Origin of the sequence: Crateriforma conspicua (assembly GCF_007752935.1) — a bacterium.
Classification (GTDB): Bacteria; Planctomycetota; Planctomycetia; order Pirellulales; family Pirellulaceae; genus Crateriforma; species Crateriforma conspicua.
In genome coordinates this window covers 4608297-4623469 of the sequence record NZ_CP036319.1, presented here as the reverse complement: position 1 = coordinate 4623469, position 15173 = coordinate 4608297, and the positions used below count along the sequence as shown (strand labels likewise).

Genomic DNA, 15173 nt, shown 5'->3' with positions numbered 1-15173 from the left:
ATCAGACGTTCTCGGTCGCGGGATTGCCAGATTCAGGCGACAAAGGAAGGTCGGGATGCTGGTGCTTTTGAAGTGACGTTATTAGGTCGATCAAATTCTGTGCGGCGCCGTCGATGGTGTGCCTTTCGCTGACGATGCTTTGGCCTTTGCGTCCCAGTGCGATTCGCAATTCGTCATCGCTGCGCAGCCGATCGATCGTGTCTGTCAGTCCGTCAGGATGGTCGCAGGGATACGTCAAACCGCCACCGGTGGACTGGACCAATTCACCGAACGCACCGTGGTCGGGTTGGACGACCGGCACGCCATTGGCCAACGCTTCCAGAACGAACAGGCCCTTGGGGTCTTCGTAATCGGTCGGCACGCTGAGCAGGTCCAAAGACCGCAGGAACCGGATCTTGCCGTTAAGGTCGGGGCTGCCGTGATGGAAAAACTGATCGCCCAGACCCGTTTGTTCGATTCGACGGACCAGCTGGTCAAAGTACGGTCGGTTTTGGTCACCCATCCAGCCGGCGACGTGCAATTCGATGCCGGGTGTTTCGTCGCGTTGGCACAGTTCGATGAAGGCATCGACCAGATGGTGAAGGCCCTTTTCCGGTGCGATTCGTGCCAGGTAGCCCAAACGAAAAATGCTGGCGCTGTCGGATTCGGCGGAGGCGTCGTTGTTCGGGGCGGCCTGCATTTCGGCGACGTCGATCGACAACGGGTGGACCAACCAGCGATCATCGGGAATGCCCAACAAAGCGGACATCTTTTCGCCGTAGAAGCGACTGTTAACGACGAAATGATCCACCGATTCGGCCAGGTCGCTGCACAGCCGGATTGCTTCCGCCCGTTGTTGCTCGGGCAAGTGGTCCAGGAAAATGTCGTCGCCCTGCAGCAAGACGATGATCTTGGTTTCCGGCAGCCGCCGCCGAAGTGTGGGCAGCATGCCACCGATCAGCAAATTGGTCAGCACGACCGCGTCGGGTCGCATGTCGGATTCCAGCCAATCGACCAGACGCCGGACTTCATCCGCTTGGCGGCCATGTTCGCCCCGCAGCATCGAAAGGGCCAGATCGCCAAGGACGGCCGGATCGGTCGATCCGGCGCGGCGAGTCGCCCATCGCAGGATCGCCGGATGGTTCAGCCAAGAACGCAGGGCGGCGGGAATGAATCGCAGCCACGGCATCTGCTGAAGCAGATAAATCTCGATGCCGCCGAAGAAAACCTGAGATCGCGCCACGCTAATTTCGTCGGTGCGGATCGGTGTGTACAGCGGTTGCAGCACACAATCGACGCCTCTGCCCGCCAACGCTCTGGCCAGCGCGTTGTCATGCATGCAACTGCCGCAGTACATCCCGGCGGCTCCGGCGGTCAGGTAGACAAGCTTCATGCGCTGGGGAAACGTTTGAGGGCAGGCGGGGACGAACAGGCTGGACCGGACGCCGATGCCGGGGGTCGGACCCAAATGGCGACTTGACCCGGATCGGGCCTCGGAACTGTGCGGATCAGGTCCGACAGCGGTGGATCGACCAAAGGGGCCGCGTTGTGACGATGTCGGGGCGTTCCTATACTTCCACGTCTTTGACATTTCAGCTTTGCACGCGAACCACCCCACCGTCGTGCCGCGGCCCATCGACGATCCTGTCCAACGTATATGACCAGCACCCCTGCATTGATCGACATCGGCGACGCCAAGCCGCCATTCTACTGGGGCGTGGATATCGGCGGCACGGGCATCAAAATCGGCCTGGTCGACAGCGACGGAGGCACGGTCGCGTATCGGCGGATCCCGACGCGTGAAAGCGAAGGTCCCGAAGCGGCGGTCGGTCGCGTCGCCGAGGTGGCCGCAGAAATCGACCGCCAGTTGGGCATTCAAACACGGGTGGCCGCGGTCGGCGTCGGGGCTCCCGGGCCAATGGATCTGCAGGCCGGGACGCTCGTTCAGCCGCCACAGTTGCCAAGCTGGTGGGGCTATCACCTGGTCGACGCGATCGCCCAGCGATTCGGACGGCCGGTCACGTTTTTGAACGATGCCAATGCGGCCGCCTACGGCGAATTTTGGCTGGGCAGTGGGCGTGCGGACCGTTCGATGGTGTTGCTGACGTTGGGCACCGGCGTCGGCGGCGGGCTGATCGTCGACGGCGAATTGGTCAACGGGGTGAACAGTTTCGGCAGCGAATGCGGGCATCTGATCGTTGATCCATCGCCCACCGCACGGCTGTGTGTCTGGGGGGGCGGACGTGGGCAACTGGAGGCCTATGCGTCGGCCAGTGCCGTGGTCCAGCGAACTTTGGAGCAATTGACCCGTGGTCAAGACAGCTGTTTGAGCGGTTCGATGGGTGGCAGCGATACCGAGCTGACCGCCAAGCGGGTTTGGGAAGCCGCGATCGAAGGTGACCAGTTGGCATTGGAAATCGTCGACGAAACGGCAAAATGGTTGGGCATCGGCGTCACCACGATCGTCCACATCACCGATCCCGGCAGCGTCGTTCTGGGCGGCGCGATGAATTTCGGCGGTGCTGATTGTGACGTCGGCCGCCGATTCCTAAAGGGCGTGGCCGATGAGTTTCGGGCTCGCACGTTCGACAATGTTTTCGAAGGCACGTCGATCCAGTTCGCTTCCCTTGGCGGCGACGCCGGCTACCTGGGCGCCGCCGGATACGCCCGACACGAACATCCGCGTCACGATTGAATCGATTGATCGGTTGAAACACTCACACCGTCCATGACCCAAGGGCGGCTTCGCATAGCGATCTTTATGTCCACACAAATACGCAACTTCTGCATCATCGCGCACATCGACCACGGCAAAAGCACGCTGGCCGATCGTCTGTTGGAAGTCACCGGCACCGTCAGCACACGCGAGATGAAATCGCAGCTGTTGGACGACTTGGAACTGGAACGCCAACGCGGGATCACGATCAAAGCGCGCAGCGTGACGATGCGTTTCAAACGAAACGGCCAAGATTATGAACTGAACTTGATCGACACGCCCGGCCACGTCGACTTTCAATACGAAGTGTCACGATCGCTGGCGTGTTGCGAAGGCGCGCTGTTGCTGGTCGATGCGTTTCAAGGTGTCGAGGCTCAAACCGTGGCCAACGCTTTTGCCGCCATGGAACACGATCTGACCATCATTCCGGTGATTAACAAGATCGACCTGACCCACGCGCGGCCGGATGAAGTCGCCGAAGAAATGATGAACAGCTTGGGTACCGATCCGGACGATTGCGTTCGCGTCAGTGCCAAGACCGGGCAAGGCGTCGACGGGCTGATCGACACGATCATCGAACACGTTCCCGATCCCGGCGGCGATCCGAAAGCCAAGCTACAGGCGATGGTGTTCGATTCGAACTACGATGATTTTCGCGGCGCGATCACCTACGTGCGGATCCGGCAGGGCGCGGTTCGCAAAGGCCAGAAGATTCGGTTTCTGCGTGCCGGCACCGAGCACGAAGTGGTCGAACTGGGACAGTTCACGCCTCAGCGACAGTCGCGTGATTCGCTGTCGGCCGGCCAAGTCGGCTATTTGATTTGCAACATCAAAAGCCTTTCCGATGTTCACATCGGCGACACCGTCAGCGTTCCCGGCGACAACCCGGCCGAGCCGTTGCCCGGCTACGACCGGCCCAAGCGAATGGTCTATTGCGGCTTGTTCCCCAGCGACGGCCAGGACTTCAGCGAATTACGTGACGCGCTGGAACGATTGTCGATCAACGACCCCAGCTTTGAATTCGAACCGGAAACCAGTGACGCATTGGGCTTCGGGTTTCGATGCGGCTTCCTGGGGCTGTTGCACATGGAAATCATCCAGCAACGGTTGGAAAACGAAGCCGACATCGACTTGGTGCAAACGGCCCCCAACGTCACCTACGAGATCACCGACAAACGTGGCGAGGTCCACGAGATCCACAAGCCACAAGACGTTCCGGATCCCGGCGACATCGAAGAATTTCGCCAGCCGATCGTGCGGTGCAACGTCATCGTTCCGGATGATTTCATCGGTCCCGTGATGAAGCTGTGCCAGGAAAGACGTGGCATTCAGAAAAGCCAGGAATACTTGGCCGCCGGACGCGCGATGTTGACTTATGACATCCCACTGGCCGAGGTCGTTTATGACTTGCACGACAAGATCAAGAGTTGCACCCGCGGTTACGGCACCCTGGATTATGAAATGGTCGGCTATGAACCGGCGGATCTGGTGCGGATGGACATTTTGGTCAACGGCAAACGTGTCGACGCTCTCAGCATCGTTTGTAACCGCGCCGATGCCGACCGTCGTGGCCGTGCGGTGGCGAAGCGTTTGAAGAAAGAAATCGAGCGTCACATGTTCGAGGTCGCGGTCCAAGCGGCGATCGGCAGCCGTGTGATCGCGCGAGAAACCGTGCCGGCGATGCGAAAGAACGTGACGGCCAAGTGTTACGGTGGCGATATCACGCGGAAGCGAAAACTGCTGCAAAAGCAGAAGGAAGGCAAGAAGCGAATGAAGGCGATCGGCAATGTCGAAATCAGCCAGAAAGCTTTCATGGCCGTGCTTAGCGATTCCGAACAGGCTTAGTCGATCTAGAAAAAGCCACGCGGCAACACTTCGCGTCCATAATCAGCCGACCGCATCGACAGCAACGCCGGGTGCCGGGCCAACAGGAACGGCAGCGACGGCGACTGGGCTTTGGACCACAGGTGGAACTGTTCGTAACTGGAAAGTTCCGTGGTGCCAAAGCGTTGCCAGAACAAAATCTGGTTGCTGACTTTGCCGAACGGTCCGTACGGGATGGCCGACAGCCGTTGTTCGCGTCGCTTCTGATACGTCGATCGATTCCATCCGCCGCCGGTGGGTGATCCGAATTCCGGGTCGACGGCCGCTGCGGCGGTGAAGTCTTCGATTTGTTCGTGCAGATCGATCAACAGGCCGCGGGCATAGACGTCAGTGGGCCGTTCTTCCAATTCGAACTGCGCGTCCTGGGTGGCTCGGCTGCGTTGACCACGCAACCACTGGGCACGGGCCACATCGGCTTTGGCGGATTGCAACCGCGGCGCCAAACGAACGGCCATTCGCAATTGTTGCAACGCGATCGCGTTTTGTGACATCGTCAGCGACAACAGCCCCCATTGATGATACACCTGCCAGGCGTTGGGATATTGGGGCGCCAGTTCTTCCAGGACTTTGTAGGCCGGTTCATAGTTGAAATCGATTTGCCAATCGATCATCGCCCGGGCCAGCTTTGCTTTCATGTTGTCGGGGTCAAACGTCAAAGCCAGGCGGATATGATCGCGAGCTTTGTTGACCAACGAAACGCATTCGTCTCCGTCGACACGGCCGGCCAACGAAACCGACATCAACGCCACCCCGGCGTGGCTTTCGGCGTATTCCGGATCGCCTTCCAATGCGTGTTGGAAGCAAGCCAGCGATTTACGCATCGCGCCGACGTTGTCCGGATCGTTGCTGACTTCGCCCTTGTTCAGGCAACAAAGCACCTCGGGATCTTTCGGACGCCGGAGACCGTCGATGGATTGACGCGTGGATGACAAGCCGCGGCCGATCGCTTTGACCAAGGCCGACGCCATCGTCTTACGCTCCAACAAATTATCGCCGCCGGCGACCAGGACGGTATCGCCCCACAGTTGTTTGCCGTCGTCGCCGGAAATGATCTGCAGATTGATCTCCAGTGCTTTGGACTGGCCGGTATCATCGCTGATGCGTCGAAACTGGCCGTCGACCAACGCGTCAACATCCAGTTCTCTTGCGGCGGCTTGGTATTGTTTTGGATTTTGGGCGTAAAGCGGAAAGAACTTGGCGACGGTCAAGTCTTTGACTTTGCTCAGTTCGTTGACCAACGCTTGTGACAACTGTTCGCCTTCGCTGGCGATTCGTTCGCCCAGATCTTCACGGCGCAGTGATTGCGTTTCTTGCAACTTTCCACGTTCGACAAACGTCAGCACCCCGAGTGATCGGATGTCGTACATCGCTGCGGTCAGCTGTTGGTGCCAAAGACCGCCGATGATCAGGCCGGCGGCGCCGCCCATCAGCGATTCGACAAATCGTCGACGGCCAAAGGTGGCGTCGGAGACCGGTGGTGGACCCAATCCGCTGATCGACGAACCCGATGGATCGGCGATCGGTTCGATTCGCAACGCTTCGGCGACCTCGGCGGCCGAACTGGGACGGTCGTCAACAGACTTGGCCAAACAGCGTTCGATGATCTCGGCCAGTTCCGGATCATCACGGCGTCGCATCGGATCGTATAGCGGTTCCTTGTGCAGCGACGCGGCGAACCGATCCGCCGACGTTTGGCCTTCGAACGCACGACGCCCATAGAACGCTTCGTACAAGACGCAACCCAAGCCGAACAGGTCGGCCGCCGGTGTGACCGCTTCGCCGCGGGCCTGTTCGGGCGACATGTAACCCGGCGTTCCCAAGATCAGACCGGCTCGAGTTTGGTCATCCAGTCCGCCCTGGGTGCTGGCATCATGGGCGGCCGGCGAATCCGCGTCGGCGGGCAACGCATCGTTGACCTCCAGTCCGCCACGGGGCACTCGCGACAGGCCAAAGTCGAACAGTTTGACGGTCAGATTGCTGCGAGAGGAAACCGATACGCCCGAACCGGACGTCGGTGCGTCATCGGGTTGGATGATTTGCGTGGCTTCATCGGCGACGCTCGAGGCACTGATCGATTTCATCCGCGAATCGACGCCACCACTGCGGTGCATCAGCATGACGTTGTGGGGCTTCAAGTCCCGGTGGATCACACCGGAAGCGTGGCATGTGGCCAGCGCGCTAGCGATTTGAACACCGATTTGGCGGACTTGGTCGGTCGACAACCGTGCCTGTTTGAATCGATCGACCAGCGTTTCACCGTGCAGGAACTCCATCACGGCATAGGGCAGGCCGTTGTGTTGGCCCACGTCGAACAATTCGACGATGTTGGGGTGCACGATCTTGGCGACCGCCTTGGCTTCGCGTTGGAAACGTTCGACCAATTCCGCGTGATGTTTTCCGCCGACCGACAGCATCTTGATCGCCACGACGCGATCCAATCGTGTGTCGGTTGCGCGGAACACGATTCCCATCCCGCCGCGTCCCAGTTCGCCGTCGATGATGTACGGGCCGATCGTGTCACCGATGTGGGGCAAGCCGTCGTCAACAACCGCTTGGTGTTTGTGACCGGTGGGGGAAATGCCGGCCGATCCGCTCTGCGGGGCGCCGTTAGCGGGTGGAGAGGTCGCGGTACCGGCGGACCCTGTCGAAGCGCCGGGGGTATCGTCGACCGGAGGCAGACCGAATGCACCTCGCGTCGCGTCCATCACCGGCCGAGGTGAATCGTCGCCGGCGTATTCACGGGCGACCAACTCCAATTCCTGTTTCAGCAGGATCGGGTCGGGGGACAGTTCGCTGGAGGATCCATCGAAACGGTCCAGGAAGGATGCGATCAGGTCATCAACGTTGTTGACGCCCTTGCGTAGTCTGTCTTCGAATTCCAGGCAGATCGCGTCCAGGCGGGCTAATTCGCTTGCCGTCAGGTCGCTTAGTTGTTTGGTCATCCCGTGGATCCGTTGTCCGTGAAGGTCGCATTCCTACCTAGTTTGGTACCGTGACGTCGCCGCACCCACTGGACAATCGTTAATCCTGGGTGTCGTCCGTCGCCGCTGATTCAGCTTGTTCGCTCCAGATACGACGAATCAACTGCAATCTTCGTTCAACGGCCCGCTTGCTTAGTTGCAAACGTTGGGCAATCTCGTCAACCAGAAACCCGTCCATTCGCATCACCGCGATCTGGCGCAGCTGGTCATCATCCAGCTGATCCAGTAGCGTGTCGCAGGCTTCGGCCAATTCGACCTGCAAATCGGGGGGGCCCAAGTCATCGGACACTCCGCCGATTCCATTGTTACGTTTTTCGCCCGCCGGATCGATGAAAACCGATTCGCCGCGGACGCTGCCGCCGCCCCGTTTTTGCCGTGTGTGGTGCCGCAAATGGGCGTGGACCTTGCGGCTGGTCAGGGTGATCAGCAGGCCCCACAAGTTGTCCGGGCCGCTGAGATCTGGAAATTGATCGCGGCGGATTCCGGCGATGAAACTGTTGAAGGCTGACAATGCGATGTCTTCTTCGTCGCCGGTTCGGCGCAAGCTGGTCGGCAGACGGCCGGCGGCCAAACGCACCAGCGGGGCAAAGTAGCGATGCCACAGTTGTGCCGTCGCTTCATCATCGCCTTGGCGGACCCGTTCCAGTTGAGCCAAAAATTCTTCGGACGATTCCGTTTGCGGATCATTCATGGGGCACGGCCAATACTTCACCCTGGATCGGTAGACCGGCGGCATCGGATCCTTCGGCACGGGCGCCGGGGTCGAAGTGGCTTCGCCGGGCGAAACCCATCGCCACGGCGGCGACGGGAAACGAGATGGATTGCGTCATTGATCGGAATTTTTCGACCGCCGATTCGGCGACGCCCTCCGGTGGCCGCAGCGTTGCCAAGCTGGTCAGCCGGGCGACCTTCTTTTCACCCGCCTGCAGCGTGGTGCCGGACGTCACGGTGACCGCCAATGGTTCCGAACCATCGGAAGTCGGCGTCGGTGAATCGTCCGCAGGTCCGATCGCCCAGTGCACCAGTTTGCGTTGGACTTGTCCCAACGCGTCCAGGCGGGCCACGGTTTCCTGGCCCAGATAACAGCCCTTGGTGAAGCTGATCGTCTGGGAATCGCGGTCAGCCTCCTGAGGCAGATTCGAATCGTCCAAGTCGATGCCGTACCAGGGAAAGCCGGCGATGACACGGTGCCAATGAAACGCGGCTTGGTCACCGACAGGTCCAACCAGTGAAACGGACGCGTCGTCAGTGGACCAGCACATCCGACTGCCCGGTCCCAGCCACGAACAATCGTGCCAGGAATCGTTCAAACCGGCGGCGGATTCCGGGTCGGCGACCCACAGTCGCCAATCGCCTTCGACGATCGTCGGGGTGGCGTCTTCGCGGATGATGTAACGGTCGCAGTGGTCCACCAAACGTTGGGAAAACGATGCTTGGGGATCCTTGGCCGATTCGCCACCGGGGCCGACCAAACGAAATCCCTGGTCCGTTCGATACACCATGACATGATGCAGCGTCTTTCCGCGGACGTCGGTGATGAACGATTCACAGCCCTGGCCGACGGCAAGCGCACGCACGTCCGCCGTGGTCAGATTGTGCAAAATCTGGTCCGCGTCGGCGCCACAAAGGTCAACGATGGTGGGTTGGTTCAGAACGTAAATCATGGCTGTGATCGCTGCAGCAGGGCAGGATACCAGTGCAGTGGAACGGTCAACAGTGTCGCTGTGTCGGCGTCGCGTCGGCCGGATCGGGCGGTGATTCGGTGGGGCCGGACGCTGATTCCGATGGCGACCAACAGCGGCACGCCAGGATGCCCACCCCCACCATGTCGTGACAGACACGATGGGCCACGCTCAAGTGCGGGGCGATCGCGGTGGCATCACCGCCGGTGATCAGCACCCGATCGGTGCCGTATCGGGTCGCCAGCCGGTCGATCGCTCCGGCAACGCCCGACAAGATGCCCAGCCGGATCGCCGCGACGGTGTCCTTGCCGGGCGACTGCAATGACGTTTCGCTGATCCAGTCGATTTGGGGCAATAGGTCTGTTCCGGTCGCCAAAGAACGGGCCTGCAGATTCAACCCCGGCAAAATGGCTCCGCCCCGAAAGATTCCCTGGTCGTCCAGAAAATCGACCGTGACCGCTGAACCTGCATCGACCAAGGTCGTGGCACGTCGCGAGGCGCCGGGGTCGGCCAGACCGGCCGCAAACGCGCACAACAGACGATCGATTCCGATTCGCTGGGGGGCCGCCAGATCGCTGGTGACCGGCACACGGTCGTGAACCACCCGCACCACGTCGGCACTCGGGAATCGCTTCAAAATATCCGACTGCAGTCGTGACTCGGCACCGCGATTGACGCTGGCAAGACGCCACTGATGCACGGCCGAAGCGTGCTGCCGCACCCAATCAATTGCCTGGTCGGTCCAAGGCCCGGCGTCGATGGCAAACGACCGGGACAGCGGTGAAGCGTGATCGGAACCAAAAGGGCGAATGCCTGCCAACGCGTCGGAGATCAATACCTTGGCGGCCGTGTTGCCCAAGTCCACCGCCACAATTCCTCCGGGCGGCTGCCAGGATGCGGCCGACGGATGAGATGCCTGGACGCTCAAGACGACTCCTTTGGATCCGAGCCGTCCGAATCCGATTCGTTTACGTCCTGGTAATCCTTGGCCTGCAAATCGTTGCTCAACTCCGCAGTGGGTCCGGCCAAATGAGGCGGTACCCGACGTCGACGCTTGGCGACCTTTTCGCCTTTGGTGGGCTTGGCGTCTTCGGGCCGCAGCATCACGACATCTTCGCCCGCGTCAATCAGTGCTTGGCGGCGTTGCTGGACCCGTTGCATGATCGCATCGGTCAGCGTGTCCAGCCCTTCGCCGGTCATCGCGCTGATCAGATGAACCTGTCGGCCCGTTTGTTCGGACAGTTCCCGGGCCACGTCGTCGGCGCCGTCCAATTCGGCTTTGGTGACGACCAGCAATTCGTCGCGTTCGCCCAGCGAAGCATCGTATTCACAGATTTCTTCGCGAATGGCCTGGTAGTTCTGCAACGGTTCGGTGCCGTCGATCGGTGCCGGTTCGACCAAGTGAACCAGCAAGCCGGCGCGTTCAACGTGCTTCAGAAATTCGTGTCCCAATCCGACGCCTTCGCTGGCCCCTTCGATCAGACCGGGGATGTCCGCCAGCACAAACGACCGTTCCATGTCCACGTCGACGATTCCCAAGTTGGGATGCTTCGTCGTGAACGGATAATCGGCGATTTCGGGTCTTGCACTGCTGATGCGTGACAACAACGTGCTTTTGCCCGCATTCGGCTTGCCGACCAAGCCGACGTCGGCGATCGATCGAAGTTCCAGAATCACCGCCCGGCTTTCCGGTTCCTCGCCCAACGTGCGATGCCGCGGTGCCTGATTGGTGCTGGATTTGAAACGCGCGTTGCCGTGACCGCCTTTGCCGCCGTGGGCGATCACGAAGCGTTCGCCTGGCTGGGTCAAGTCTTTGATCACAAAGCCGTGCTGGGCATCGATCACGGTGGTGCCCGGCGGGACGTACAGCGTTTCGTCCTTGCCGTTGCGCCCGTGCCGCATCGAACCTTGCCCGGGTTGGCCTTTGGGGGCGCGATAGAAGTGCCGATTAGCAAACGCGGCCAAGCTGTTGACGCCCAGCTTGGCTTCTAAGATCAGGCTGCCGCCGTTGCCACCGTCGCCGCCGTCCGGACCGCCGCGGGGAACGTACTTTTCACGGCGAAAGCTCATGCAACCATCGCCACCGCGACCGGCCTGCAATTCGATTTGGACACGGTCGACGAACATGGCAGCGGCTGGTCTATCAATGGCCCGGAGGGGGAGACGCACATCGGCATCGTGCGGCGGAAATTCACCAAGGCAAAGCCGACCGTCGCGTGCCCATGGGGCTGACGGTTGGCCTAGCGATGGATGTCAACAGCCGAGACGGATGGCGGGCGATTCCCGGGCGTCGGTCAAATCGTTGCGATCAGGCTTCGGCCAAGTCGACATTGACCCGGCGGCCTTCTTGGTCGAAACGGACGGTGCCGTCGACCAGCGAAAACAGCGTGTAATCGTTGCCGATGCCGACGTTGCGACCGGGCTTGAATTTGGTGCCGACCTGACGAACCAGGATGCTGCCGGCGGTCACCGCTTGGCCACCGAAACGCTTGACGCCACGACGTTGCGCGTTGCTGTCACGGCCGTTTCGGCTACTACCTTGTCCCTTTTTGTGTGCCATCGATGGGTCTTCTTTATTCGGATTGCCAAAGTGCGTATTGCAAAACTGTGTCGAACCGGGGGGCGACCCATCCCGCGATGGCCTGTGCCACCGGACCGTTCAAACCCTTCACGAATCGGACCGGTAAAGGGCCGCCGGATCGGAAGTGGCTGAAGGGTATAGGAGTCGACTGGTTCAAGTCCGTTCGTCGGCACCGCGACGCGGAAATCTGGCACCGCAGTGCAAAAACGCGGCGAGACAAATTTCAGGCCGGACGGACGGCGAATTTCGAATCGAGAAAGCTAGCGAAAGATCCACCGATAATCAAGGCGTTCTTCCAAGCCATACTTGTCCAAGATCACCTGCTGGTCGATCGGGTTGCTGTACGGGGGAACGCCGAAGCGGATCTTGTCCTCGGTCGGATTGACCGCGTCGCCGGGGCGGAAGAAGTTCAGCGACAGTGCCTTGCGGCGATACTGGCTGTCGCTGCCCAAGTCATCGATTTCAAAGGCGTTGGTCAGCCCGAAGACGTCGACCGACAAGAAATCGATGTCCGGATCGACGTCGGTCCAAGTCGCCAGTCCCCAAACGCCGGGGGCTTCGGGGTCACGAGACAACGGAATCTTTTGCCGGCTGATTTCCACGGTGTTGTACAGCGGAACCACGATTTGTTCCCGCCGAGTGATTTGTTCTTTGACCGACGGCAGCAAACGATCGATCACCCTCCGGCCGGTTTCGCGGTTTACCAATTCCAAAATCGGAAAACCACGCTTCGACGGATAACTGACCGCTTCGATCCGTTCGTACAGATCCGCGTCGCCGACGCGTTCGGTGGCCGGACGCAGATCGTTGCCCCGGTAACGCAGACGGAAAACCATGTACGTGACCAGCTTTCGCTGGGTCTGGCCGCCGGGTGCGGGGACGTCGGCAAAGATCTGTCGCAGCGGCTTGAAGGAAAACTCCAAACAATAGATCTCGCGTCGCAGCGTGACGCGTTGAGCCCGTTGGGCCAGCGTCCGGCTGGCCGCCTGGAAATGCGGCTTGCCTTCGGGATAGGCTTCGCCCTGCCAGGCGATTTCCGGGTGAATCTGCTCCAGTTCGCTCATCGGGAACGGGCCCGAATTGGTTTCTTCGGGCTTCGGCGCCGGTGGGATTTCGATCAAAACGCCCGCAGCAAACGGCGTTTGAACCTGCTGCGACGGGTCTTTGACGTTGGCACCATTTTGGGCGATCGCCGATGCGGCCGGGCCGCAAAGGACCAACAGACCGGACAACCACCAACCGGCGGACCGATTCGTGACATGCCCGCGGTGTCCAGGCCGGGCGGCAGCGGTCGACGGCAATGCAATCATGCGGGACGTCCCAGTGAAATGGGCCATAGAAGGGGCAGCGAGAAGTGGACGCGACGCAGCGGGCACGACGAACGGGGCGATCGATTCGACCCCACAGCGGGCGACAGACGACCCGTCGGCCCCGATCGACGGGACTTTCGGATCCAGATTTCACTCCGCAGTCTAATCGACCCCGTTTCGGTTTCCACACCTCGGCCCCAGCGGCCCCCTGGGATCAGCGCAAATCGCTTGCCGACGATAACGAATCTGCGGCCCCCGCATCGGCCACTTTCGTCGCTGGTTCCGGTGCCGCCAGGGTGACATCGCCGGATGGGTCGGCCTTGGCGTCGTCTTCGGCATCCCCGGTGGGGACCGGAGCGACGAATTCCAGGGTGCTGGCCAGCTGGACTTCGCTGCCCGCCATGGCGTCAAAACTGTCCGCATCGGTCGTGAATGTGGCCAGCAGGCGACGTCCGCTGGGGGCGGCATGGTGTTGGACGATCCAGCGGACTTCGACCCCTTCGACGGTTCCCGCGGCGATCAGTTGCATCGTTTCGATGCCGCTGGCGCTGGTCATCCGGTCGTCTCGCAAGAAACGCGTCATCCGATCGCCCAGAGATCGTCGCACGTCTTGTTGCAACTGGGCCAAGGTCCACGTCTTGCCTTCGGGTAATCGGACCAGCGGCTTCAAGTTGCACTGACCCATGCTGGATTCCTGGTCGATCATCCGCATCATTGCCGCACCGGGGCGGTCGCTGATCATCCGCCATCGGCGGTCCATCAACGCCGTCACCGACAAGGCGTCGCTGTGCAGCAACACCAGGGTTTGGTTCCCCGGCACGGGGCGTGTCAGGTCCATCGCCACGGGTTTGGCGGGCAGCCCGGCCGGCCGGGGCATCGGTTGGCGGATCATCCGGATCTTGGCCTGCACGTCGAATCCGGGCTCGGCCTTGCCGATGTCCCGCGTCTCGTGAAGCGCCAACGCCAACCAATTGCAGACGTTCTGTTTGCGGTCAAACGTCATCTTGCCGACCAGCCGCACCAGCGTCGGGACGCCGTCGATGGATCCATCGATCTTCCCGCTCATCGTGATCTTGGCGATCGCGTCGTCGATGTCTTCGATCTTGTTTTCGACCTTCCCGTCATCCACCGACGAAAGGTTCAACAGGTTACCGATCGTGCCGCGATTGACTTCGTATTGATCGCCCTTGGCCACCGCGGTCAGCGGCAACAGGTCGCCCAGCTGAACCGCGGAAACAGGCGTCCGGATCAGCCCCAGTTCCTCGTGGGTCAAGTAATCGTCGCCACAGTAAATGGTTTCCGGCAGCATATCGCGACGGACCAGGGTTTGGCGGACCGCCGGTCGCAAGCCAAAGGAGATGTCGTTCTTGCTCAGCGTGCCGGAACTGACCGCTTCGTGGTAATACCGTTCCAGCCCCATTACCGGCGAACCTGGTTTCGCATCGGTCGGCCACCGGTAGCGTTCTTCGTAATCAAAGACCGCGTCGCTTTGGATCGGCAGCTTCGTCATGCTGCGTTTGGACACCAGCGGGTCGGACGGCAAATTCACGTTCCCCTGAACGTTGATCGCCAAGCGGACGCGGAACAAATCCACGTCGGGGTTTTCGACCAGCGAAATCTGCCCCGCTTGCGGCGACGGTGCCGCATCGGACGTCCGACCGATGCAAGCCGCCGCCATCGCAGCGGTCGCGATGGCGAATCGTCGTCGGTCAATCGACGCGGCGGCTGGACGATCCGCGGCCCGACCAGTGACGGCCCGACCAGTGACGGCCCGGCCAGTGACGGCCCGGCCATCGGTGGAAGCTTGATGCGTGGACGTTTGGGGCAGTGACGGACGTGACGACATGTTCGGCAATCCACGTTTTCAGGGCGACAGGTCTGGACACGCCGCCCACGTGATGAGACGCGGCGGTCCTGCGGTTACTCCAGTTCAATCGTCCAGACCGGTTGATCGGGTTGAATCGATTTTGCCTGCTTGGTCCTGCTTCCCCTGATCGTGGGGAGACCGCTGTGGTGGCTCCACCGCCTTCGTCACACTGT

Annotated in this window: 11 protein-coding genes; 2 read left to right on the top strand and 9 right to left on the bottom strand. The window is 60.8% G+C overall.

Features of this window, described 5'->3' with window-relative positions:
• Position 1: 1 nt before the first annotated feature.
• Positions 2-1372, bottom strand: coding sequence for a glycosyltransferase family 4 protein (locus tag Mal65_RS16890; RefSeq protein ID WP_145300112.1), 1371 nt, complete (start codon positions 1370-1372; stop codon positions 2-4).
• A gap of 264 nt (positions 1373-1636) precedes the next feature.
• Between Mal65_RS16890 and Mal65_RS16885 the strand changes: the two genes are divergently transcribed.
• A complete protein-coding gene (locus tag Mal65_RS16885; protein WP_145300109.1) occupies positions 1637-2674 on the top strand; it encodes an ROK family protein in 1038 nt (345 codons plus the stop codon).
• A gap of 66 nt (positions 2675-2740) precedes the next feature.
• A complete protein-coding gene (gene lepA / locus Mal65_RS16880; RefSeq protein ID WP_145300106.1) occupies positions 2741-4540 on the top strand; it encodes a translation elongation factor 4 in 1800 nt (599 codons plus the stop codon).
• 5 nt (positions 4541-4545) lie between these two features.
• Here lepA and Mal65_RS16875 read toward each other — a convergent pair whose 3' ends face one another.
• The 8 genes from Mal65_RS16875 to Mal65_RS16840 form a co-directional block, all read right to left on the bottom strand.
• The gene (locus Mal65_RS16875; RefSeq protein WP_145300103.1) at positions 4546-7521 is read right to left on the bottom strand and encodes a serine/threonine-protein kinase; all 2976 of its coding nucleotides are present in this window, start codon (positions 7519-7521) and stop codon (positions 4546-4548) included.
• A 79-nt stretch (positions 7522-7600) separates the two neighbouring features.
• A complete protein-coding gene (locus tag Mal65_RS16870) occupies positions 7601-8251 on the bottom strand; it encodes an ECF-type sigma factor (protein ID WP_145300100.1) in 651 nt (216 codons plus the stop codon).
• Positions 8244-9224 (bottom strand): CAF17-like 4Fe-4S cluster assembly/insertion protein YgfZ, encoded by a 981-nt coding sequence (gene ygfZ / locus Mal65_RS16865; RefSeq protein WP_145300098.1) that lies wholly within the window; start codon positions 9222-9224, stop codon positions 8244-8246. Before ygfZ ends, Mal65_RS16870 begins: the two co-directional genes overlap by 8 nt.
• A gap of 46 nt (positions 9225-9270) precedes the next feature.
• The gene (locus Mal65_RS16860; RefSeq protein ID WP_165701332.1) at positions 9271-10170 is read right to left on the bottom strand and encodes a type III pantothenate kinase; all 900 of its coding nucleotides are present in this window, start codon (positions 10168-10170) and stop codon (positions 9271-9273) included.
• Positions 10167-11369, bottom strand: coding sequence for a GTPase ObgE (gene obgE, locus Mal65_RS16855; RefSeq protein WP_145300092.1), 1203 nt, complete (start codon positions 11367-11369; stop codon positions 10167-10169). Before obgE ends, Mal65_RS16860 begins: the two co-directional genes overlap by 4 nt.
• Before the next feature lie 181 nt (positions 11370-11550).
• Complete coding sequence (gene rpmA / locus Mal65_RS16850; protein ID WP_145300089.1) at positions 11551-11802, bottom strand: 50S ribosomal protein L27; 252 nt, start codon at positions 11800-11802, stop codon at positions 11551-11553.
• A gap of 281 nt (positions 11803-12083) precedes the next feature.
• Positions 12084-13160, bottom strand: coding sequence for a hypothetical protein (locus tag Mal65_RS16845; protein ID WP_165701331.1), 1077 nt, complete (start codon positions 13158-13160; stop codon positions 12084-12086).
• A gap of 187 nt (positions 13161-13347) precedes the next feature.
• Positions 13348-14979: a hypothetical protein gene (locus Mal65_RS16840; protein ID WP_145300084.1), complete on the bottom strand. Its 1632-nt coding sequence runs from the start codon at positions 14977-14979 to the stop codon at positions 13348-13350.
• Positions 14980-15173: the final 194 nt, after the last annotated feature.

Bases quoted from the DNA above. Each gene is read 5' to 3' on its own strand.
- Mal65_RS16890 (WP_145300112.1), bottom strand. From the start codon at position 1,372: ATGAAGCTTGTCTACCTGACCGCCGGAGCCGCCGGGATGTACTGCGGC.
- Mal65_RS16885 (WP_145300109.1), top strand. From the start codon at position 1,637: ATGACCAGCACCCCTGCATTGATCGACATCGGCGACGCCAAGCCGCCA.
- lepA (WP_145300106.1), top strand. From the start codon at position 2,741: ATGTCCACACAAATACGCAACTTCTGCATCATCGCGCACATCGACCAC.
- Mal65_RS16875 (WP_145300103.1), bottom strand. From the start codon at position 7,521: ATGACCAAACAACTAAGCGACCTGACGGCAAGCGAATTAGCCCGCCTG.
- Mal65_RS16870 (WP_145300100.1), bottom strand. From the start codon at position 8,251: ATGAATGATCCGCAAACGGAATCGTCCGAAGAATTTTTGGCTCAACTG.
- ygfZ (WP_145300098.1), bottom strand. From the start codon at position 9,224: ATGATTTACGTTCTGAACCAACCCACCATCGTTGACCTTTGTGGCGCC.
- obgE (WP_145300092.1), bottom strand. From the start codon at position 11,369: ATGTTCGTCGACCGTGTCCAAATCGAATTGCAGGCCGGTCGCGGTGGC.
- rpmA (WP_145300089.1), bottom strand. From the start codon at position 11,802: ATGGCACACAAAAAGGGACAAGGTAGTAGCCGAAACGGCCGTGACAGC.
- Mal65_RS16845 (WP_165701331.1), bottom strand. From the start codon at position 13,160: ATGGCCCATTTCACTGGGACGTCCCGCATGATTGCATTGCCGTCGACC.
- Mal65_RS16840 (WP_145300084.1), bottom strand. From the start codon at position 14,979: ATGTCGTCACGTCCGTCACTGCCCCAAACGTCCACGCATCAAGCTTCC.